The organism is Ulvibacter litoralis (genome assembly GCF_900102055.1).
GTDB lineage: Bacteria > Bacteroidota > Bacteroidia > Flavobacteriales > Flavobacteriaceae > Ulvibacter > Ulvibacter litoralis.
On the sequence record NZ_FNBA01000005.1, the window covers coordinates 153,765 to 176,236 of the forward strand.

Consider the following 22,472-nt stretch of genomic DNA (forward strand, 5'->3'; position numbering starts at 1 on the left):
ATTCTAGTTAATGTTCTCCATATCCAACATCGTCCATCTTTCCTTTAAACACTCTGTATTGGATTATCATATAAATAGCTACTAATACCACTGCAATTACAAACCAATATACCCCTACCGATAGACCATATTCATGAGCCGCGACATTGTAAATTGTCAAGTCTGGGTTAATAATGTTGGTAGATGGCAATACCTTCGGAAATATGGAAGCTACTGTAGAAGCTAATCCGCCTAAGAGAAATAACGATGAAAATAAAAAACCTCTTCCGTGCTTTTGAAAGGATTTCACTTTGAAGAGTCCGAACAAGCCTGTAAATGTGATGATAGGAAAGATCCATAACCAAGGATTTTCGATAAAGTTATGAAAGGGTTTGGGTTCAATAACATGCCAAACAAGCAATGAAACAATTACTAAGGCTAGTAATACAAAATTGAGATTGAAGGCTACTTTTTTTAGCTTTTCATTGATGTCAGAGTTTGTTTTGAAGATGATCCAATTAGCTCCATGAATGGTTAGTGCCACAACACCAACAATACCTAAAAGTAAAGTGAACCAATCGATAATCCCTAGTTGTTCCGCTTGTGGGCTAAACGTCGGATTCCAAAGAGGTAAAAAGAAATAATGTCCTTCGTAGGTAGAAATACCATCCACTACATTTCCTAAGTTAACACCTCGTACAATGTTACCCAGTGCCACACCAAAAAATAGTGCTAATAATAAACTTGAAATACCAAAAGCCTTGTCCCAAATACTTTCCCACATTTTGTTGTGAATTTGACCTCTTAGTTCTAAACCGATCGCCCTAAAAATTAGCAGCCACAAAATCATTATCAGAGGCAAATAAAACCCGCTAAATGATGACGCGTATAAAGTAGGGAAGGCGAAGAATAAAACACCTCCTGAGGCAATTAACCAGACCTCATTAGCATCCCAAAACGGACCGATGGCGTTGGTGATGGCTTTTTTGTCTTTTTCAGTTTTCGCGAAGAATAGATGAATAATACCTGCGCCAAAATCATAGCCGTCTAAAATAACGTAAACCGCTAACATTGTCATTAATACGATATACCAAAATAATTCCATAGTTAGTGTTGATTAAGTTGTGGTCCTTTATTAATAATTTTCCCTGCGAGCATTAAAAACAGGAGTCCGAGAAGTAAATACAACCCTATAAAGCCCAATAAAGTAAACAAAGTGTTTCCAGCTGACACAGTAGGAGAAGCACCATCTGCGGTACGTAGCAAATTATAGACTAGCCAAGGTTGTCTTCCTAATTCTGCCGTATACCAACCTGTAGTATTTGCGATGTATGGAAAAGGCAACATAAACATGATGGACCATAAAATCCATTTTGTTTTATATAATTTTTTTCTGAATAACTGCACCGCTGCTAGTAGCATTAAACCTATAAAAATGGTGCCCAAGCCAACCATAATATGATATGCGTAATACAATCCTGGAACGTTTGTGGGGTAATCTTTAGGGTCAAACTCGTTGAGTCCTTTTATTTCTGCATCCCATTCTTGATAGGTTAAAAAACTTAGAATATTGGGAACAGCGATTTTGTTATCTAATTTTTTTTCCAACATATTGGGTTGTCCAATTAGAACAATTTCCGATCCTCCGTCTTCCGTTTCAAAAATACCTTCCATCGCAGCAAAAGTTACAGGCTGATGTTTTGCCACGTTTTTAGCAGCCCAATCACCTGTTGGGAATGCTACGATAAGACTAGATATCAATCCGAAAACAACACCTGTTTTTACGAATAGCTTCCCGAATTCATTATGCTTATTATTCAGTAAGTAAAAGGCGCCAATGGCAGCGACTACAAAAGATGAGGTTACTAAAGAAGCTGCTTGATTGTGCAAGTATGAAGGTAACAACCACGGATTTGAAAACAATGCCCCAAAATGGGTTAAGACAAATTTTCCATTCTCTAAAATCTCGTAACCTACAGGATATTGCATCCAAGAATGTGTGGCAATAATTAAATAACCGCTAGCCCAAGAGCCTAAAAAGACTAAGAATCCTGTTAGAAAATGGAGCTTATGGCCCAATAGTTTTTCTCCAAACAGGAAGAGCCCTAAAAAGGAGGATTCTAAAAAGAAGGAGAACATACCCTCCATAGCCAAGGTCTGACCAATAATACCGCCCGTAAGCTCTGAAAATTTAGCCCAATTCGTTCCAAATTGAAATTCCATTGGAATACCTGTCACCACACCCATGGCAAAATTGAGCGCGAAAATTTTCATCCAAAATTTTGCGGCGTCGTTGTATTTTTCAATTTGAGTTCGGAGAAATTTCCACTTAAAATAGACAATCATAAGCGAAAGGCCCATGGTTAATTGTGGAAATAAGTAGTGAAATGTGATCGTAAATGCAAACTGCATTCTATCATAAAAGAGCATGTCTTCCATATTCGGCTATTTAGACTATAAAAATACAAAGCACTTCGCAAACATTAAGTAACTTTTGTAACAAAAGAGCCTCAAATTGAGACTCTTTTTAATTAAAATTGATGTTAGTTTTTAAGAATTTCTTTTAAAACCATATCCTTGTCTAATTTCTTGGTACAGAAAAACCAGTCTTCACATTCTAAATCGTCTGTGCCACTCATTCTTTCTTCAGCAACACCGCAAGATCCTGCTGGAGAAACGATGACATCGTCACCTGGATTCCAGTCTGCTGGGGTTGCAACATTGAATTTGTCTGAGGTTTGCATTGCGATTAAAGCTCTGTATAATTCATCAAAATTACGTCCTAAACTTAACGGATAATAAATAATAGCACGAACTATTCCTTCAGGATCTACAAAGAAAACGGCTCTAACGGCTTGCGTTTTACTTTCGCCTGGCTGAATCATTCCGTATTTTTTTGCGACATTCATCGAGATGTCTTCAATTAAAGGAAATTTAACTTCGATATTTTCCATACCGTTAAATTTTATCTTGTCCTTTATTGTTCTTAACCAAGCAATGTGACTGTATAAACCGTCAATCGATAATCCTATAAGTTTACAATTTGCTTTGTTGAATTTTTCTTCCAAATGCGCAAATGTCATAAATTCCGAAGTACAAACAGGAGTAAAATCGGCCGGGTGACTAAATAATATAGACCATTCTCCTTTATAATCGGATGGATAATTAATTTCTCCTTGCGTTGTAGTTGCTGTAAATTCTGGTGCTTTGTCACCAATTCTAGGCATTGTAAAAACTTCTTGTTGTTGCTGTGTAGCTTCCATAATATGTATTTTTAATGATTGTTTTGTTCTATACAACAAATTTACATCTATAAATAATATCTATTTGAAACTTAGGTTACACAAGGAACAATTTTAAGCTTAAAAAAGTGTTAAAATTATTTTCTCCGACATTTTACTGAAAAGTTTTTATTCATTCTTTTTTAGAATAAAGAATAATTCTTTTTCTTGTCTTGATGCAATAGAATTATAGGCTATTTCCATAGTATCAATGGTAAACTTCGGATTAAAAATTTCTAAATATTCTGCTTTAGATCCTCCAAAAGGTGGATGATTTTGATTTAAGGGCACATTAAAAAGGAGGCCTACAACTTTTCCTTTTTTAGTTAATAATTCAAAGGCTTTGGAAGCGTAGTCGGTTCTTAATTTTGGATGAATAGCACAAAAAAATGTTTGTTCTACTAGTAGGTCGAAGGTCTTATCTAATTTAAAAAAGTCACTATGAATAAGCTGAGAGCTAGGAAAGGAGGGGACTCTTTTTTTAAAATTATCCAGAGCGGTTTTAGACAAATCAACTACAAATACATTTTTGAATCCACTATTAAATAGGTATTCTGCTTCATAACTATTTCCACCACCAGGAATTAATATGTTTAGATTTTTGTTTGTTAACTGATCAAAGTACGCTTTTAAAGAAGGAGAAATTTTACCTAAATCCCATCCAATATCTTTTGCTTTGTATTTACTATCCCAAAAATCTTCTGATAGATTCATTAAGAAGCTTTTGTAATTATGTTAATCAGTTCGTCTTTTTGAAGCACACCCGATTGTCTCCACACTTGGGCTCCTTTTTTGAAAAGAATTAATGTAGGAACCCCTCTCACTTGATATTTTGCTGCCAAAGGTTGGTTTTTATCGACATCAATTTTTATGATAGAAACGTTTTCTCCTAAAGTGTCTTTTACTTGTTTTAAAATAGGACTCATCATTTTACACGGGCCACACCATTCTGCGAAAAAGTCGACCAATACTGGGGTCTCTTGATTTATTATTTCTGAAAATTTACTCATTTGTTATTTGTTTTAGGAAACGTAATGCTCCAAATTCCTCTTACCTCATTACTTTCGTAGCCTGTGGCTTTATCTGAAGGATATAAACTCGCTATTTCTTTTAATGTTGTGGCTTCAATATTTTCATTTGGTTTTCCGTGACATTGTAAGCACATAGTATTGGTCGTAATAGGATAGTAAACCTTAACCACATCTTGTTGACGATCTACAATAGGAGTAGGTTCAACAGCATTTTTAATATCATTTTTGAAGGAATTAATGTATTTTAATTCTGCTGCATTTGCCTGATTATTTGGGTTGCGAGGCTTGTCAGATACACGTTTAATAGCAACGTTGTACACCGTAGACATACTATCTGTTAAGGGATATGCTCTTTCATTACAAAAAGTCAAAGCTTCATTTACCCCTTTTTTCTGAATAGTTCCCATTAGGTTTTTACCTAAAACCGCTTTGGTTGCTAAAGCATATTGTAACCCGCGTTCTCCATAACCTAAAGTGTCAATGGTAGCATTAGCTTGTTGTTTTTGAAACTTTTTCTTGTGTTGTTTCTTTTGGCCTTGAGATTGTTTCCCTCCATTTTTACTGTTGTAATGTTCTTCAAACCATTCAGGTTGTTCAATGTCATAATCAAACATATAATCAGCTATTTGAGCAATAGTTTCAGAAGGGTATGCCTGCTTCGGCATGACACCAAATCGCTTCACTGCACCATACATTTTAGCATCTTTTTCGTTCGGGTTTTCAATCCAAGCTTGCATGGCTTTTACAAATTCATCTTTTGAAGTATTTTCACCTATATAATGTTTTTTTATTGCAATCATAGGTGGTCCTATTCGATCTTCCATTGTTGCTGAAGGGCTATGACAAACATAACAATTGGTTTCCATTAATTTTTTGCCAGGATGATTAACTTCAACTTGTTTTTGCGAAGCCGAATACTCTTTATGTTTTGTTTCTTGGCAACTATAAAGTAGGACGGATAAAAAAATAAGGTAGGTGATATTTTTCATTAGTTATTATTTTGAAAACTTTCCAGTCGCACAGCTTACGAATGATTTAGTTTTGGCTGTAAATGTATTTTCATCTTCAATAGAAGGATATCCTAGAGCCTTCAGTTTATCTTTAACCGAAAAAGCGTCCATTTCATTTTGATAATTAAAAGAAACTTTACTTTCATCTACATCCACATGGATTCCTGATATGTTTTTAATGGATGCTAATTTTGTTGAAATGGTATTTGCACAACCTCCACATTTCAGATTTTGTACAATTATTGAAGTTTTCATATATGTTTATTTAGATGATTCTATTTATTTAAGTGTTGAAGGGCAGATATAGTTTGAAACAGGGAGTCCAGCTTCTTTTAACTCATTAAAACCTTCAGAAATATTTATAAGATTATGAATGCCTCTGCTTTTCAGAATAGAAGAAACAATCATACTTCTATATCCACCAGCACAATAAAGATAAAACAAACCATTTTTAGGAAATGATGCTAGATGGTCGTTCAAATAGTCTAGTGGTGTATTTATAGCGTCCACCACATGCTCAGACAGAAATTCATTTTCATTTCGAACATCAAAAACCATTGTTTTTTTCTCTTCAGAAATGCTTTTGAACGTTTTTGCATTTACAGTACTTACGGTATCGTACTCTTTAGCCTCTTTTTTCCAAGCATCAAAACCTCCTTTTAAATACCCAATGGTATGATCAAATCCTACTCTTGAAAGTCTAGTAATGGTTTCTACTATTTTATCGTGAAGACACACCAATAAAATAGGTTGTTTTACATCGGCAATTAGCGCACCCACCCAAGGAGCAAAGTTTCCATCCAAACCAATAAAAATGGATCTAGGGATATGTCCCTTCGCAAAATCTTCTTTACTTCTAACGTCTAAAACAATGGCAGCAGTTTCATTAGCAGCTACTTCAAAAGCATCTGGTGATAAGGCTTGCGTTCCTCGTTGCAGCACGACGTCGATGTCTTCATATCCTTCTTTGTTCATTTGAACATTGAGTGGAAAATATTTTGGAGGAGGCAACAGACCTTCAGTTACTTCTTTAATAAACTCACTTTTCGTCATAGTTGCTCGTAAGGCGTAGTTCATTTTTTTCTGATTGCCGAGCGTATCAACCGTTTCTTTCATCATGTTTTTTCCGCAGGCAGAACCAGCACCATGCGCAGGATATACAATTACATTGTCGGCAAGTGGCATTATTTTATTTCGTAAACTATCGTACAAGAAACCGGCCAAATCTTCTTTAGTTACGACTCCTTTTTTCTGAGCTAAATCTGGACGCCCCACATCACCAAGGAAGAGGGTGTCTCCACTAAAAATTGCGGTGTCTTTACCGTTTTCATCTTTCACCAAATACGTGGTGCTTTCCATTGTATGTCCTGGCGTGTGTAGCGCAACGATGGTAATGTTTCCTAACTTAAATTCTTGACCGTCTGTAGCGATAACAGCGTCGAATGCGGGCTTTGCCGTTGGTCCATAGACAATGGAAGCTCCTGTTGCTTTGGCAAGGGTAATATGACCGCTTACAAAGTCGGCATGAAAATGGGTTTCAAAAATATATTTAATTTTTGCATTTGCAGCTTCAGCTTTGTCGATATACGGTTTTACTTCTCGTAAGGGATCAATAATAGCAACTTCGCCATTACTTTCTATATAGTATGCTCCCTGTGCTAAACAGCCTGTATAAATTTGTTCTATGTTCATGATTTTTTATTTTTTTTCGTACTCAAAAATATGATAGAATAGAGTTGTATGCAGTAACTTAAGTTACACAGAGTCTAGTATCACACATGAGTGTTGTATTTGAAATAACTTTTAAGTAGAACTTTTGTTAAAGGAATAAAAATAACGGTATGTGCTATTTAATACAATGACAATTATCAGCTACTGCAACTGATTTATATCATTTGTCCGTACTAATTAACAACCTACTTTTAAAGCTATAATTCATAGATATTGAGCACATCAAATACCATAGTAGTTAAAACGAAACGCTTTTTTGAAGAAGTTGGCGATATGACCTATTTCGCCATTCGTTTTTTAAAAGAAGTGTTTACGGCTCCTTTTGAATGGAAAGAACTTATTAGACAGTGTTATCAAATGGGAAATCGCTCTTTTCTCTTGGTAAGTGTCACTGGTTTTATACTTGGTTTGGTATTTACTTTACAATCGAGACCTACCTTACTCGAATTCGGAGCGGCTTCTTGGATGCCCTCTATGGTGAGTATCTCTATTGTTCGAGAGATTGGGCCTGTAATTATTGCACTTATTTGCGCTGGACGTATCGGTTCTGGAATTGGAGCAGAATTAGGAAGTATGAAGGTTACCGAACAAATTGATGCGATGGAAGTTTCAGGAACCAATCCGTTTAAGTATTTAGTCGTAACCCGAATTTTGGCAACTACCTTAATGCTCCCATTGTTAATTATTATGGGAGATGCCATCGCATTATTGGGATCGGCGATCGTTGAAAATTTAAAAGGGGAGGTCTCTTATTTATTGTACTTTAATAAGGTATTTGATGCATTAAAATTTAGTGACGTGATTCCGGCCACCGTCAAATCATTCTTTTTTGGCTTTGCTATCGGACTTGTAGGTTGTTATAAGGGGTATAACTGTTCAAAAGGTACTGTGGGCGTAGGGGAAGCGTCCAATGCTGCCGTTGTGTACACGTCTATGTTACTCTTTGTGATCGATTTTATTGCTGTTTTTCTAACGGATATATTTTACGAGGTATGAAAGAAGTCGTGTTAGAAATAAAAGATGTGTACAAAAGTTTCGGGGATAACCATGTGTTGAACGGATTTAATCTAAAACTACACAAAGGTGAGAATCTCGTAATTATGGGCAAATCGGGTTCTGGAAAATCGGTGATGGTAAAATGTCTTGTCGGATTGATGGCAGTGGATAGTGGGTCGATAAAAATACATGACTTCGATATTGTTTCGCTGGGGCGGAAAGAACTAGATGTGTTACGCACAGAAATCGGGTTTCTATTTCAGGGAAGTGCTTTGTACGATTCTATGACGGTACGTGAAAACTTAGAATTCCCGCTTAGAAGAAATAAAGATAAAATAAAAACAGGGCAGAGTACCGATGAACTCGTTTTAGAAGCCCTTGAAAACGTTGGATTGGCAAATACAATCGATTTAATGCCTTCAGAATTATCTGGAGGAATGCAACGTCGGGTCGCATTAGCGAGAGCGCTTATTTTAAAGCCAAAAATTATATTGTACGACGAGCCCACTACCGGTCTCGATCCAATTACATCAAAAGAAATTATTGAATTGATGCGAAGAATTCAAGTTACCTACAACACATCGTCACTCATTATTACTCACGATGTAGATTGTGCACGAGTAATTAGTAACAGAATGATTTTGTTGATTGACGGAATTAACTACATAGAAGGAACGTTTGAAGAACTATCTAATTCCGAAGACCCAAAAGTGAAAGCCTTTTTTAAAAATTAAATGCTATGAAAAAAACAGCTTCGTATAAAACCCGCGTCGGATTGTTTGTTATTGTTGGGACGCTTCTTTTGGTAGCCGCTCTCTTTTTTATTGGAAATAGACAACACATTTTCAGTAAAAACATAAAGGTATATGCTATTTTTCAAAACGTAAATGGATTGCAATTAGGAAATAATGTGCGCTACTCGGGAATTAACGTGGGTACCGTAGGTAAAATTGAAATGGTGAACGAAGCCAAAATTGTGATACAAATGATGGTAGATGAAAAAACGGGAGCTTTCATTAAAAAAGATGCTATTGCCACGATAGGATCTGACGGATTGGTGGGGAGTATGGTTGTAAATATTTTACCAGGAAAAGAAAATCTGCAACCGATAGTTTCAGGAGATACCATTCCTACCTATAGCAAAATTGGCGCCGACGACATGCTTTCTACGTTAAATGTAGCTAGTGATAACGCTGCATTACTAACGTCAGATTTGTTGAAAATAACAAATAAAATTTTAACCGGAGAGGGGGCTTTAGGTATGTTAATTACCGATTCGTTAGTTACCCAGGACATTCGAGTTATTTTAACCAATTTAAAGCAAACTACGAAGGGAGCGAATCAGTTAATCGTCTCTTTGGATGAAAAAATTTCAAAAATAAATATTGAAAAAAGTGCTGCAGGTGTGCTTTTAAGCGATACGCTCGTAGGGAATCAAGTTGAAAATATTGTAAGTAATTTGGAGCGTTCAAGTTTAGATATTTCTGAAACTACACAGCAGTTAGAGGCCATGATTTCTGAAATACATGCTTCTGAAAGTGCCTTCAACTATCTAACGAAGGATACAATACTTCCGAAGCACATAGATTCGACCATGTTGGAAATAAAAGCAGCCTCTAAGAAACTAAACGAAAATATGGAAGCCTTGAAGCATAATTTCTTCTTCCGAAGCTATTTCAACAAAAAAGAGCGACTTGAGAAGAAAAAAGCTAAAACCTCAAAACAATATAAGCAATGAAAATAGAACATTTGCAAGAACGCGTTTTAGATTATAAAACATCGATTGAAACTGTTGTTTCTAAAAAGGAGGAGTGGACCCAAAAAGCGAAACCACTCTTGTTAAAAACCTTGAAAACAATAGCAGCGAAATATGCTATTGGCTGGAAAGTTCAAGAACTCAATTGGATTCATAATAACGAAGCAGTTAATATTAGTTTTGAATCTTTTCCAGAAGAATTGATGGACTGCACCAATCGAATTCCTTCCTATCAATTCATTCCTGGTGGCGCATTGGTATTTACACAGACGTATAGCGGTGATGTTTATATGTTTGTACTGTTTCCTGAAGTAGACGGAATGCCTATCGAGAATAATATGGCTGAATTTGGAACGATAAACCCTTCCGAAGTAACAGAAAAAATGATCATAGAAAAAGTAGATGAATTCTTAAAAGAAATGATTCAGTGGGAAGTACCTAATAAAAGAACAAAGATGGGTTATAGCGCTTCTTGATTTTCTAAACGTTGAATGGCGGCTTCATAACCAATTTCAAAAATAGCGTCAATATTTTTAAGACTGAACATTCCGAATTTGGTTAGTTTTTCTGGAGCAATTAATACATCCACATCTTTAAATTTAGAAACACATTGGCTACCAAAACTTATGTGATAGGCTCTATTGGCTATTTGATAAGAGTGTTTCAATTTCGCGGGCTCTATATCAATTAACGGATTTACATAAACACCAATAATGGTATCACAAATATTTTGAAGGGGTTCTATGGGAAGATTGTTGAGCACTCCACCATCTACATAGGGTGTTTTGTCAATTACCACAGGAGTGAAAATTCCTGGAAAAGCAGCTGAAGCTAGGACAGGTTTAATGAGTTCTCCTTCATGAAAAATTTTTTCAGTTCCTTTGGCGAGGTTGGTTGCAGGAATAAATAATTTTCTTTTTAATGCCTTAAAATCATCTTCTTGAAAGAGTGGGAAAAAATCTTTGTAAAATTTATTCGTATCAATAAACCCAGGTTTATTTCGAGCAAATCGTTTGTAATGAAAAATGGGTACTGTTTTAAAAAAAGTAAGCATTTCTTCCCATGATAGTCCGCCAGCGTAGAGTGCACCTACAATGGCTCCAGCACTTGTTCCGGCTATATGAGTAATTGAAATGTTTTTTTCCTCTAGCGCTTTAATTACACCAATGTGTGCGACACCTCGAACACCTCCACCCGATAAAACCAAACCAGTTTTCATACGTTTATTATTTTATTTCAAATTTAATAAGCGATTCAGTTGCCTATATTTTTATCACAGGATAAAAATAAGAGATATCTTCTGTAACCAAGACGAGAGTTGAGAATAATTTCTCAATGTTTTATGTATATAATTCTAAACTTATTTTCTTTTATGGAAAGAGAGTGGTTTAGGATGTTGGTTTTAGGTGATAAATATCATGGAAATTCTTTCATTTAAGAGATACTTTTGAAAGAATAAAACTAAAACCTAAATATCGTATTATGAAAAAGATTCTTGTTCCTATTGATTTTTCTGAACATTCTGAATATGCACTCGAAGTTGCGGCAACCTTAGCTAAAAAGACCAATGCTTCATTAGTTGTTTTACATATGATGGGGCTTTCTGAAGCAGTACTAACTAAAGATGAATCAAAGGAAATGTTTGAGGCCATCTATTATATGAAGCTTGCTGAAAAACGCTTTAATGAATTTCTTGATAAAGATTTTCTTGAAGGAGTTACAGTAGAAACAACCATTCAGAATTATAAAGAATTTCATGAAATTAATAGTGTCGCACACTCTTTCAATGCAAATCTTATTGTAATGGGGTCTCATGGCGCAAGTGGATACAAAGAAGTATTTGTAGGATCTAATACAGAGAAGGTCGTTCGTAACGCTGAAGTGCCTGTACTCGTTGTAAAAAGCAGATCTAGTAGTTTTAAAATGGAGAAAATTGTGTTTGCATGCGATTTTAATACAGATTATATCACACCATTTAAAAAGGCTTGGAATTTCTTTAAAGATTCAGAAACTGAATTTCAGTTGTTGTATGTAAATACTCCAGAACGCTTTTTAGCAAGTGAAGAAATGGAAGAAAAAGCCAAACATTTTATGGATGTAAGCGGGATTAATTCTTCAGAAACATTTGAAAACATCGTGTATTATTGCGACTACAATTTAGAGCGTGGTATTTATGGGTTTTCCGATACGTTTGATGCAGATTTAATTGTAATTCCAACACATGGAAGACGCGGATTGGCTCATTTCTTTTCAGAAAATGTAGGAGAAGCATTGGTAAATCATAGCGACCGACCTATCATGACTTTTAAAGTGTAATTATTGCAATTAAACGCTATTGAAATAATTTTTAGTAAGGTATTAAGGCTTTCGCAATAAAACCTCACCGGTGATTTCGCACGCTCTTGAAACCATATTATAAATTGTTCCAAATTTTTCTAAATTTCTCTTAAGTAGTTCAATATTTATGTTGTTCTCTTCACTGAAAACAATCACTTCATAAACAATGCCTTCTAATCTAGGAGGCTTTGTTAGATGGGTTGCTGTTATACTCACACTAGCTGTAGTGTATTCGAACTTCATCATTATAGAGAACCGTTCAATATTTTTAAGAATGCACGCTGCTAACGAGCTTATATAAATATCTGCTGGACTAGAAAGAAGCGTTTCAGTAGCTTTTGTTGTGCCAAAAGCAACCGAGGTGTTTTTTAAATGAAGTTCTCCTTCTTTTCCAGAAGTTGAGGTAGCTGTAATTGTGTAGCTCATTTTGATAGATTATAAAGTATGTAAGGCTATTTCGACCATGGTTTTAAAACTGTGTTCACGTTCGTCTGCCGAAAGGCTTTCTTGTGATACCAATGAGTCTGAAATTGTTAGAATAGCAAGTGCTTTTACATTGTGCTTGGCAGCTATGGTGTATAGTCCTGCAGCTTCCATTTCAACACAGAGCACACCAAATTCGGCCCATTTTTTAAAAGTATCACTACTATCTTCGTAAAATTGATCACTAGAAAGTACATTTCCTGCTTTGATGGGTATGTGTTGTTGTTCAGCATACTTAGCAGCTTTCATGAATAACTCAAAATTGGCAGTAGGGCAATAGTCTGCATTTGCAAATCGGGAGTTATTAATACCTGAGTTTGAAGAAGCTGCCATCGCAATAACAATATCTCTAACTTTTATATCGGTTTGGTATGAGCCAGCACTTCCTACCCGAATTAAGTTTTTAACGCCATAATCGTTAATGAGTTCGTGGCAATAAATAAGTGCAGAGGGAATTCCCATCCCTGTCCCTTGAACCGAAACTAGCTTTCCTTGATAGGAGCCTGTATATCCTAACATGCCTCGAACATCGTTGTAAAGTTTGGGGTCATCTAAAAAAGTCTCTGCAATCCATTTGGCGCGCATTGGGTCTCCAGGCAATAAAACATTTTCGGCAATGTCACCTTTTTTTGCTTCAATGTGTGTACTCATGCTTCGTGGTTTTTATGATCGTAGAGAATTCCAATTCCGTTTGAAGTGCCAATGCGTGATGCGCCAGCTTCAATTAATTCGATACATTGACTCGCAGTTTTTATTCCTCCAGAAGCTTTTATTTGCATGTGGTCGCCCACCTTTTTTTTGATTGTTATGATGTCTTTTACCGTAGCGCCTCGAGAACCAAATCCGGTCGATGTTTTTACGAAATCGGCTCCTGCCAATCTTGCAATTTCAGAGGCTAATTTCATTTCTGCCTGAGAAAGATAACAGGTTTCAATAATAACTTTAAGAATGCGACGCCCCATAACTTTTTTAATGGCCTTAATTTCTGCACTGACCGATTTTGTGAGTTGCGATTTTAAAAAACCAACGTTCAATACCATATCAATTTCATCTGCACCCTCTTTAATAGCTTGTTTTGTTTCTTCAATTTTAGATTTTGTGGAGTTGGCACCTAATGGAAACCCTACAGTCGCAATCACTTTTGCTGAATGATCTTTTAATGTGTTGGCGGCTAATGTTACATAACAAGTATTTACACAGACACCGTAAAAGTTATATTCGATAGCCTCGTTACATAAGTTTGTAATATCTTCAGTCGTTGCTGTCGATTTAAGAAGTGTATGTTCAATATATGTATGTAGGTTTTTCACGTTTGATTGTGTTTTAAGGTGTAAGTTTCAGAAGAAAACTAAAGTAAAAGTGGATTTAGTTTGTACTTTCTAAGAATAGGAAGTAGACGCTCTAAAGGGATTTCTACAGAAAAAGTTCCAGTATAGGAAGGGCAAATTACACAATCGTCGAAGTAGTATTCCACCTTCATATCGTCAATTACAAAGTTGTTTTTATACTCAAAGAAATCGTCGAAAGAAATTTCCCAACAATCATAATACATATCACCACTGTTAATTTTTTCGGCTAATACTTCATTTAAAATGTGAGTCATTTCTTCTTCAGTACCTACATTGAAAAAATCTTCATAATTCATAAATACAGATCGTTGTAAGTCAAAGTTTAAACAATCAAACGTATAAGAAGGGTGTAGCGTTCCTGAATAATAGTTTTCCTTGTAAAAAAGAACACTAATCAGTGTTTTATTTAAGTTGTACACTTTGTAATCTATAAAGCGTTTTTCTTTAAAACGGTTGATGCTTAAAGTGTCGCAAATAAGTTCTTTGTCTTCAAGAATACTAGCTTCAACCCCAGCAATGTCTAAATAAGTTTCTTCTAAATATTCGTTGAAGTTGTGATAGGATTCTTTAAAACCTTCATTAAGATAGGGGTAGGTAAAATCTATAAGATATAAATCTTCATCTTTAACGAATGTTTTTTTAGTTACTAACTCTTGTAGCTCTTCCTTGTCATCTTTCTTATCGATAAGGTTTTGCCGTTTTATGATTACCGATTTTGTTTTTTTTAATTCCGTTTCATTGGTTGTATAAATAGAATCAAAAGGCAATACTTTCTCAAAAGGTTCAGCTGTTTTAGGCAAGGTGTCAGACTCTAATCTTACATCGTCTATAGGCTTTTTTACATCATTTTTACAAGATAAAAGCAATACAGAGATAAGTAATATTATATAGTATTTCATAGTAGGTAAATTAGTTTTTTTTGAATAACAATCCAAGTTTGGTCAACATTATTAATTCGCTTTTATTGATTCCATTGAAGGCATCAGCAATTTTTTGGACTGTTTTAAGAATAAGCGCTTTTCTTTCTTCTGAAAAAAGGTTTTGATGATTTTTGTAATAATTAGTGAAGCTTTCAAAACAATCGTCAGCATCCATACGCTCATAATCGAACCATTCAAAAACGATGGATATTTGATATGCAGCATCAGTTTTAAACTGATCTTTGTAATCGTCCATTTGTTTCCATTCATCTTCCACAAGAGTTGTTAGCATTTTGTATTCTGCTTCGCGTACTACTTTATCAGCAGCGGCTACAGCATAAAATAGCTCACCTAATTTTTGATAGAATAATAATTCTGGAGGACTTACTGTGCTCATTTTTTATAAATGTTTTTTATAAGGTAAAAATAATTTTGATACATGAATTAGACTATGATATTTGTCAGTTAGATGTAAATATATTTGGTATTTTTGAAGGATGGATGTATTTAAAAATGGTGGCAACGGATTTAAGTTGCTTTCAGAAGCTGTTTCAGAAGGAATTATTATTGTAAACAAAGCGCAAACCATTGTGATGGCAAATGTATCTGCAAATGAATTATTTGGTTACAATGAAAATGAATTGGTTGGTCAGCAATTAGATGTTCTTATTCCTAAAAAATTCCATGGGCATCATCACAAACATGTTGATGGCTTTATGCAAGACAGTAACAAACGTCAAATGGGTCATGGAAGAGATTTATACGGTGTTCGAAAAGATGGTTCTCAATTTCCTGTTGAAGCGGGGTTAAACCCGTTTTCAATGGATGGGAACGACTATGTGATGGCGTTGGTTATTGATATTTCTGTGCGTAAAGAAGCAGAGCAAGAACTACAACATTGGGCAAATATTTTTAATGAATCTCTAAATGAGATTTTTATTTTTGATGCCAAAACACTGTGTTTTATAGATGTAAATAAAGGAGCGTTAACTAATATTGGATACGATTTAGAAACCCTTCGGAAAATGACTCCCGCTGATATAAAACCCGATTACAATAAAGCCCAATTTCTAGCTAAAATAGCTCCATTGGTAGATGGAGAAGTAGATAAATTAAAATTTAATACTAGACACCAACGGAAAAATGGAACTATTTATCCTGTAGAAGTTCATTTACAGAAATCTTCAAAAGGAGAAAAGGATATGATGGTGGCTATTATTCTGGATATTACCGAACAGGAGCAATACACCCAAAAACTTGAAAATACCGTTACACAGCGTACCAAACAACTTGAGGAAGCATTAACCAAGGAAAAAGAGCTGAACGAATTAAAAACAAAATTTCTTTCTTTAGTGTCGCATGAATTTAAAACTCCATTAAGCGGAATCCTTACCTCTGCTACCTTGGTTGGGAAATATGAGAAAGAAGAACAACAAGATAAACGTGAAAAACATATAAAAACCATTCAGGGTAAAGTCAAATATCTTAACAATATTCTCAATGACTTTTTATCGATAGAACGCTTAGAGAATGGAAAAGTGAATTATAAGTTTACGCATTTTCCTTTGAGTAAAGTGGTGAATGAGGTAATTTATGATGCTAATATGTTATTAAAAGATGGGCAACATATAGAGTACCCTGAAAACATAGATGGTATCTTTTTAGATTTTGATGAAAAAATTATTGAATTAATTTTAACCAATCTAATCAATAATGCAATTAAATACTCTTCTGAAAATACGACAATTTATCTAACCGTTAAACAAGTAAAGGAAACGTTAGTGCTAAGCCTAAAAGATGAAGGAATAGGAATTCCTGAAGCAGATCAAAAGCATGTTTTTAACCGCTATTTTAGAGCTGAAAACGCATTGTTGAATCAAGGAACAGGGATTGGCCTTAATATTGTGAAAACTCACTTGGAAAACTTAGGTGGTACAATTACCTTTACAAGTAAACAAAACGAAGGGACCACTTTTACAGTGACAATTCCTTTAAGCATTGATACAGCACTATGAAAACCATCCTTTTAATTGAAGACGACGCAGCTTTACGTGAAAATACGGCCGAATTACTTGAACTAGCCAATTATACAGTATTTACAGCGACGAACGGTAGGATAGGGATTGAAGTCGCTAAAAAACAGCTTCCAGATATTATTGTATGCGATATCATGATGCCAGAAATTGATGGCTATGGGGTGTTGGAAGCCGTTTCTATGGATCCAACAACCTCACATATCCCTTTTGTTTTTTTATCAGCGCGCACAGAGCATAAAGAAATTCGTAAAGGAATGGATATGGGGGCAGACGATTACCTAACCAAACCTTTTGAAGAAGAAGAATTGCTGAGCGCTGTAGAAAGCAGGTTAGCCAAAGCTGAAATACTTACAAAAGCCCTTGATGTTTCTTCTAAAAAAAAAGAGGATGAAGACACTGTAAGAAATCTCAACGAACTTAAAAATCTCTTTGATGATACAGGAGTCATAAAATCATTTTTGAAAGGAGAGACAATCTATCAAGAAGGAGACCATTCAAATACGATTTATCTTATTCTTGAAGGGATTGTAAAAAGCCATAAAATGGAAGAAGGTGGAAAAGAGCTTATCACAGCCTTGCACAAGCCTGACGACTTCTTAGGCTTTACGTCTTTTATTGAAAATATACCTTATCAAGAAACGGCAACTGTCGTTGAAAATGTATCGGTAGCGGGGATTTCAAAAAGTGAGTTAAAAAACATTCTAGGTAAAAACCAAAATTTATCTTTAGAGTTAATGAATGTTTTAACGAATAACATTGCTGAAATTAAAGAACAATTGTTGCAAATGGCATATAGCTCTGTAAGAAAAAAAACAGCACAGACAATTCTTCAATTTGCCCGTGTTTTGAATAAGAAGCCTGATGAAGCTATTAAAATTTCCCGTAGTGATTTAGCGAGTGTTGCTGGTATTGCAACAGAAAGTTTGATACGAACACTTTCAGAATTTAAGAAAAGAGGGCTCATCGGAATTGAAGGACGAAATATCACCATTTTAAACTTACAGGAACTCGAAACTGTAGAATAATTCCTAGAACTGATTTTTATCATATAACCTAATAGTTTGCATTAATACATTTGTTTTAACAATACCTATAATGCAGCAATTATTATTACCTACCGATTTTTCTGAGAATGCTTGGAATGCAACCAAGTACGCCTTACGTTTTTTTGAAAAAAAGAAGGTTACTTTTCATTTTTTACACATAGATATCTCATTGCCAAGTGTAAAGGAAGAAGATTTACATGTTGCTGGGTTTTCTATAAAAAAAGAAATTCCTAAACACTTAAAAGATCAAATGGAACAATGGATTCAAAGAATAAAATCCAATTATCCAAATGAGAACCATAGTTTCGAGTATTTAATATCTCAAACAACTTTTATCTCGGGCATTCGAGACTATATTTTAAAAAAGGACATTGATTTTATAATTATGGGGACTAAAGGCGCTTCAGGAGTAAAAGAAATGACATTGGGAAGTAAAACAGGAGCGGTCATAACGCGTGTTAAATGTTCTATTTTAGTGATTCCCGAAGAGGCTTCTTTCAAATACCCTATCAATATTGGGTTTCCAACAGACTTCAACATGTCTTATAAACAAAAAGTAATAGATACGCTGTATGAGGTTACTAAGATGTTTCAGTCATCCATAAAAGTCTTACGAGTTGCGCAAACTCAAAAACCGTTGGATAATTTTCAGAATACAAAAAGAGAAGAATTAAAAGAGCGCTTGAGTGATATTCCGCTTAGTTTTCATGTAATTGAAGACCCAAACCTAGACAACGCATTACAGTCTTTTGTAACTACAATGCAAATAGATATGGTTGCAATGATTGCAAAAAACTTAAATTTTTTCCAACGTATTTTGTTTAAACCTCAAGTAGCGAAAATAAGTTACCATGTGCAAATTCCTTTTTTGGTATTGCATGAATAATGTGTAAAAGCGTTACGTTTTTAATGAAGGCGCGACTGATATTAATCATTTTATATGAATTAGTTAAGCAATAACTTTGGTTACATCCTAAAATGTGAACCGATGCGAAAAATAATAATTCCTACCGACTTTTCTGAAAATTCACTGAATGCCGCTACCTATGCGTTAGAACTTTTTAAATATTTTCGATCTGAAGTATTTATTGTTCATGCCTATGCAGACGAAGTTTATAATTCTAATGTGGTGATGAAACCTTCAGAATTTGAAGAAGTAAAAAATGAAAAACGAACAAATTCGGAACACGAGTTAGAAAAGTTCAAATCGAAAGTAATTGAACATTTTCACAATCCGAAACACCATCTCTATACACTTTCTGTTTTTGGATCTTTAGTTGATGTAGTTAACGACTTGGTAGATGAAGAAAATATCGATGTTGTGGCAATGGGCACAAGGGGAGAAACCAACGATAAAAAAATAACGTTTGGAAGTAACACCCTTCAAGTAATACGATATGTTAATTGTCCCGTATTGGCAGTACCAGAAAATTATCACGATATTCTTCCTAAAAAAATATTATTTCCTTCAGATTTTATGTTGCCTTTCAAACAAAGAGAGTTGAAACTTTTAGGCACCATGGCAGAGCGAATCACTGCGACCATACATTGCTTGTATATTTCAAAATTTGAAGAACTTTCAAACAGGCAAGAAGACAACAAAGCTTTTTTAGAACTCGCGTTTGCTAAGAATAAAGTTTCGTTCCCTCAAGTAGTTGGGAAAGATATTACCGAAGCCATAAACGAATACATTAAAGAAAACGAGATGGACTTGTTGGTAATGGTGAATTCACGGCATTCGTACTTAGAAAATATTTTGTACACATCGACCATTGAAAAAATTGGGCTTCATATTCAAATTCCTTTTTTGGTGCTTCAAAATTTACAACGATACTAAATTAGTGCCCTCACAGGGGTAATGATTATGAACAACAATTCAGAAAAAAATAAAACGTAAAACATATAAAAATGAAAACAATTCTCATTCCTACTGACTTTTCTAACAATGCATATTGTGCACTGTATTATGCAGCAAAACTTTTTCAAGATCAAAAAATAAAATTCATTATTTACCACTCTTTTGAGGACCAGGTAACAAACCTAACGAGTCGTATTGATATCGGGAAAACAGAAGCTGTTGTTGAGGAATTGTATGAAACCTATGAGTCTAAATGTAATGAGGTGAAGCATAAAATAGTGTTAGATACTGAAAATCCAAACCATACCTATGAGGTGATAGCGACCTCTTTATCCTTATCGCGAGCAACCAATAAATTGATTGAAAAGGAAAATGCCTTCTATGTCGTAATGGGAAGTAAAGGAGCAACAGAAATGGCTTCTGTTTTTATGGGGAGCAATACCCTTTCATTAATCTCTAGTATTAAAAAAGCAGCACTGCTTATTATTCCTAAAGAGCTTGATTATAAACCTATAGATGTCTTAGGGTTTGCGACAGGATTTAAAAGGTCTTATACGAAAAAGGAGTTAGCTCCATTAATGTATATAGCAGCTTTAAACAAAGCATCTGTGAAGGTATTACACATACATAAAGAAGAACGATTAACAGATGCACAACAGGCAAATTTTGAGCATTTATTAGAGCTCCTAGAAGAATATACCGTAGAAAGTAATTGGTTGTCTGAAGATATAGATAATTACGAAGCGATAAGTTCTCATTTAACAGAAGAAAATGTAGATATGCTCGCAATGATATATTACAAACACAATGCAATTGTACGATTCTTCAGAGAGGCTACTGTTAAAAATATAGCAAAATATACACAGAGCCCATTTTTAGTGTTGCCTAAGAGAGACTGATATTTATCATAGGTACAATGTATTTCAATCGCTATTTTTAATCTAAGGAAACCTTAATAAATACTGAAATGAAGAAGAAAATTTTATTGCCTACAGATTTTTCAAAAAATGCGTGGAATGCTGTTCGATATGCGAGCGAGTTATTCAAAAACGAAGAGGTGGATTTTTACCTACTAAATACTTTTATGGTTGCCAATTACGCGATTGACAATTTGATGGTAGCGAATTTAGAAAATAAATTGTTTGAAGATGCCAAGAAAAGATCAAATTCTGGACTCGCCAAATTATTACAACAAATCGAATTATTAGATGTTCCATCAAACCATACGTATTTTACAAAATCATTATTAAATACTCCATTGGAGGGCGTAAAACAGTTTGTGGATGATAAGGATATCGATATGGTAATTATCTCTAATAAAGGAGAAACAGATAATATTGATACCATACTTGGAAGTAATAGTATTGATTTTATGGAAAAAGTGCGGAATTGTCCTGTATTTATGATTCCTACCGATGTCATTTTTAAAGAACCTAATGAAATTGTTTTTCCTACTAGTTTTAAAACACATTACAAACGTAGAGAGTTAAAGTACCTGTACGAAATTGCAAAAATAACCAATGCACCTATTCGCATTTTACATATTAATGAATCTGAAAAATTATCTGAAGAGCAACAAGCAAAAAAAGAATTGTTGGAAGAGTGCTTTGACGGTCTTACTTATTCTTTTCATTATTTAGAAAATGCAGATGTTCAGACAGGACTTAATTTATTTATTCAAGTTCGGGAAAGTGAAATGATTTCATTTATCAATAAAAAGCATGGTTTTTTTGAATTTAATTTTTCAAAACCTATGGTGAAAGAGTTAGGCTATCATGCAAAAGTTCCTGTTTTGGTGTTACATGATTTACGTAATTAAGCAGTCATGGATACTGAAAAAATTCAGGTAGTAAAATCATCAGGTGAAAAAGCAGATTTTTCAATTTCGAAGCTTCGTAGTAGTTTGTATCATAGTGGCGCAGATGAGCAAACCGTAACAACGATCATTAATAAAGTTAGGGATGAGTTATACCAAGGTATTTCAACAAAAGAAATATATAACCGAGCTTTTGCTTTATTGAAAAAGAGAAAATCAATTTATGCGGCTAAATACAAATTAAAAAAAGCCATTTACGAGTTAGGTCCTACAGGATTTCCTTTTGAAAAATTTATAGGAGCATTGTTAACCTACTCGGGATATGAGGTGAAAACAGGGAAAATTTTACAAGGAAAGTGTGTTTCTCACGAGGTAGATGTAATAGCGATAAAAAAGGAACAACACATCGTAGCCGAGTGCAAATTTCATAGCGAAAAAACTACTACGTGTAATGTAAAAGTTCCGCTATACATTCATTCTAGGTATCAGGATATTTTAGCACAATATAAAAACACAAAAGCAAGACCTACTGAAGGTTGGGTTGTAACCAACACTAGATTCACAACCGATGCAATAACGTACGGTCATTGCATGGGATTGTATCTTTTAAGTTGGGATTACCCAAAAGAGAACGGACTTAAAGATCGTATTGATCGGTTAGGGTTGTATCCCATTACAGTATCCACACTTATGACCAAAAGAGAAAAACAATTTTTATTGAGTCGGAATATTGTGTTGTGCCGACAATTGGCAGACGATACTTTTTATTTAGATCATTTAGGGATTTCAGAAATTCGGAAGAAAAAAATTCTTTCGGAAGTAGAAATGCTTTGTAATACATAA

Annotated in this window: 26 protein-coding genes; 12 read left to right on the forward strand and 14 right to left on the reverse strand. The window is 34.6% G+C overall.

What is annotated here, in order from left to right:
* Positions 1-7: 7 nt before the first annotated feature.
* The 8 genes from cydB to BLQ00_RS14470 form a co-directional block, all read right to left on the reverse strand.
* On the reverse strand, positions 8-1,084 hold the full coding sequence (gene cydB / locus BLQ00_RS14435) for a cytochrome d ubiquinol oxidase subunit II (protein WP_093145021.1): 1,077 nt from the start codon (positions 1,082-1,084) through the stop codon (positions 8-10).
* 2 nt (positions 1,085-1,086) lie between these two features.
* Complete coding sequence (locus BLQ00_RS14440; protein WP_093145022.1) at positions 1,087-2,418, reverse strand: cytochrome ubiquinol oxidase subunit I; 1,332 nt, start codon at positions 2,416-2,418, stop codon at positions 1,087-1,089.
* A 104-nt stretch (positions 2,419-2,522) separates the two neighbouring features.
* Positions 2,523-3,242, reverse strand: coding sequence for a peroxiredoxin (locus BLQ00_RS14445; protein WP_093145023.1), 720 nt, complete (start codon positions 3,240-3,242; stop codon positions 2,523-2,525).
* A 147-nt stretch (positions 3,243-3,389) separates the two neighbouring features.
* A complete protein-coding gene (locus tag BLQ00_RS14450) occupies positions 3,390-3,974 on the reverse strand; it encodes a methyltransferase domain-containing protein (protein WP_093145024.1) in 585 nt (194 codons plus the stop codon).
* On the reverse strand, positions 3,974-4,270 hold the full coding sequence (gene trxA, locus BLQ00_RS14455; RefSeq protein ID WP_093145025.1) for a thioredoxin: 297 nt from the start codon (positions 4,268-4,270) through the stop codon (positions 3,974-3,976). Before trxA ends, BLQ00_RS14450 begins: the two co-directional genes overlap by 1 nt.
* Complete coding sequence (locus BLQ00_RS14460; protein ID WP_093145026.1) at positions 4,267-5,280, reverse strand: c-type heme family protein; 1,014 nt, start codon at positions 5,278-5,280, stop codon at positions 4,267-4,269. Before BLQ00_RS14460 ends, trxA begins: the two co-directional genes overlap by 4 nt.
* A 6-nt stretch (positions 5,281-5,286) precedes the next feature.
* Positions 5,287-5,556, reverse strand: coding sequence for a heavy-metal-associated domain-containing protein (locus BLQ00_RS14465; protein WP_093145027.1), 270 nt, complete (start codon positions 5,554-5,556; stop codon positions 5,287-5,289).
* 24 nt (positions 5,557-5,580) lie between these two features.
* The gene (locus BLQ00_RS14470; protein WP_093145028.1) at positions 5,581-6,993 is read right to left on the reverse strand and encodes an MBL fold metallo-hydrolase; all 1,413 of its coding nucleotides are present in this window, start codon (positions 6,991-6,993) and stop codon (positions 5,581-5,583) included.
* Between the two features lie 252 nt (positions 6,994-7,245).
* On the opposite strand from BLQ00_RS14470, the gene BLQ00_RS14475 reads away from it, so the two are divergent.
* Genes BLQ00_RS14475 through BLQ00_RS14490 form a run of 4 tightly spaced genes read left to right on the forward strand, consistent with a single transcriptional unit; the run spans position 7,246 to position 10,260 of the window.
* Complete coding sequence (locus BLQ00_RS14475) at positions 7,246-8,028, forward strand: MlaE family ABC transporter permease (protein ID WP_262891384.1); 783 nt, start codon at positions 7,246-7,248, stop codon at positions 8,026-8,028.
* Complete coding sequence (locus tag BLQ00_RS14480) at positions 8,025-8,762, forward strand: ABC transporter ATP-binding protein (protein WP_093145030.1); 738 nt, start codon at positions 8,025-8,027, stop codon at positions 8,760-8,762. Before BLQ00_RS14475 ends, BLQ00_RS14480 begins: the two co-directional genes overlap by 4 nt.
* 5 nt (positions 8,763-8,767) lie before the next feature.
* Positions 8,768-9,766 (forward strand): MlaD family protein, encoded by a 999-nt coding sequence (locus BLQ00_RS14485; RefSeq protein WP_093145031.1) that lies wholly within the window; start codon positions 8,768-8,770, stop codon positions 9,764-9,766.
* Positions 9,763-10,260 carry a hypothetical protein gene (locus BLQ00_RS14490; protein ID WP_093145032.1) on the forward strand — a complete coding sequence of 166 codons (498 nt, stop codon included), beginning with the start codon at positions 9,763-9,765 and terminating at the stop codon, positions 10,258-10,260. The genes BLQ00_RS14485 and BLQ00_RS14490 overlap by 4 nt, the downstream gene beginning before the upstream one ends.
* On the opposite strand, the gene BLQ00_RS14495 is transcribed toward BLQ00_RS14490, so the two are convergent.
* The gene (locus tag BLQ00_RS14495) at positions 10,245-11,003 is read right to left on the reverse strand and encodes a patatin-like phospholipase family protein (RefSeq protein ID WP_093145033.1); all 759 of its coding nucleotides are present in this window, start codon (positions 11,001-11,003) and stop codon (positions 10,245-10,247) included. The genes BLQ00_RS14490 and BLQ00_RS14495 overlap by 16 nt on opposite strands.
* 263 nt (positions 11,004-11,266) lie before the next feature.
* On the opposite strand from BLQ00_RS14495, the gene BLQ00_RS14500 reads away from it, so the two are divergent.
* Complete coding sequence (locus BLQ00_RS14500; RefSeq protein ID WP_093145034.1) at positions 11,267-12,100, forward strand: universal stress protein; 834 nt, start codon at positions 11,267-11,269, stop codon at positions 12,098-12,100.
* Between the two features lie 42 nt (positions 12,101-12,142).
* Here the strand turns inward: BLQ00_RS14500 and BLQ00_RS14505 are convergent, their stop codons facing one another.
* The 5 genes from BLQ00_RS14505 to BLQ00_RS14525 are packed head-to-tail and all read right to left on the reverse strand — an operon-like array spanning position 12,143 to position 15,270.
* Positions 12,143-12,547, reverse strand: a complete 405-nt coding sequence (locus BLQ00_RS14505) for an OsmC family protein (RefSeq protein WP_093145035.1) — start codon at positions 12,545-12,547, stop codon at positions 12,143-12,145.
* A gap of 9 nt (positions 12,548-12,556) precedes the next feature.
* Positions 12,557-13,255, reverse strand: coding sequence for a purine-nucleoside phosphorylase (gene deoD, locus BLQ00_RS14510; RefSeq protein ID WP_093145036.1), 699 nt, complete (start codon positions 13,253-13,255; stop codon positions 12,557-12,559).
* Complete coding sequence (deoC, locus tag BLQ00_RS14515) at positions 13,252-13,914, reverse strand: deoxyribose-phosphate aldolase (protein WP_093145037.1); 663 nt, start codon at positions 13,912-13,914, stop codon at positions 13,252-13,254. The genes deoD and deoC overlap by 4 nt, the downstream gene beginning before the upstream one ends.
* 38 nt (positions 13,915-13,952) lie before the next feature.
* Positions 13,953-14,852, reverse strand: coding sequence for an RsiV family protein (locus tag BLQ00_RS14520; RefSeq protein ID WP_093145038.1), 900 nt, complete (start codon positions 14,850-14,852; stop codon positions 13,953-13,955).
* Between the two features lie 10 nt (positions 14,853-14,862).
* Entirely contained in the window at positions 14,863-15,270 is a 408-nt protein-coding gene (locus tag BLQ00_RS14525) for a hypothetical protein (protein ID WP_093145039.1), read from the reverse strand.
* A 100-nt stretch (positions 15,271-15,370) separates the two neighbouring features.
* Here BLQ00_RS14525 and BLQ00_RS14530 point away from each other — a divergent pair, with 100 nt between their 5' ends.
* From BLQ00_RS14530 to BLQ00_RS14560, 7 genes are all read left to right on the forward strand, one after another.
* Entirely contained in the window at positions 15,371-16,888 is a 1,518-nt protein-coding gene (locus BLQ00_RS14530; RefSeq protein WP_093145040.1) for a sensor histidine kinase, read from the forward strand.
* Complete coding sequence (locus tag BLQ00_RS14535) at positions 16,885-17,934, forward strand: response regulator (protein ID WP_093145041.1); 1,050 nt, start codon at positions 16,885-16,887, stop codon at positions 17,932-17,934. The genes BLQ00_RS14530 and BLQ00_RS14535 overlap by 4 nt, the downstream gene beginning before the upstream one ends.
* Positions 17,935-18,004: 70 nt before the next feature.
* Positions 18,005-18,841 carry a universal stress protein gene (locus BLQ00_RS14540; RefSeq protein ID WP_093145042.1) on the forward strand — a complete coding sequence of 279 codons (837 nt, stop codon included), beginning with the start codon at positions 18,005-18,007 and terminating at the stop codon, positions 18,839-18,841.
* A gap of 102 nt (positions 18,842-18,943) precedes the next feature.
* A complete protein-coding gene (locus BLQ00_RS14545; RefSeq protein ID WP_093145043.1) occupies positions 18,944-19,792 on the forward strand; it encodes a universal stress protein in 849 nt (282 codons plus the stop codon).
* 71 nt (positions 19,793-19,863) lie between these two features.
* Complete coding sequence (locus tag BLQ00_RS14550) at positions 19,864-20,712, forward strand: universal stress protein (protein ID WP_093145044.1); 849 nt, start codon at positions 19,864-19,866, stop codon at positions 20,710-20,712.
* 68 nt (positions 20,713-20,780) lie between these two features.
* Complete coding sequence (locus BLQ00_RS14555; RefSeq protein WP_093145045.1) at positions 20,781-21,632, forward strand: universal stress protein; 852 nt, start codon at positions 20,781-20,783, stop codon at positions 21,630-21,632.
* 6 nt (positions 21,633-21,638) lie between these two features.
* Positions 21,639-22,472: an ATP cone domain-containing protein gene (locus BLQ00_RS14560; RefSeq protein ID WP_093145046.1), complete on the forward strand. Its 834-nt coding sequence runs from the start codon at positions 21,639-21,641 to the stop codon at positions 22,470-22,472.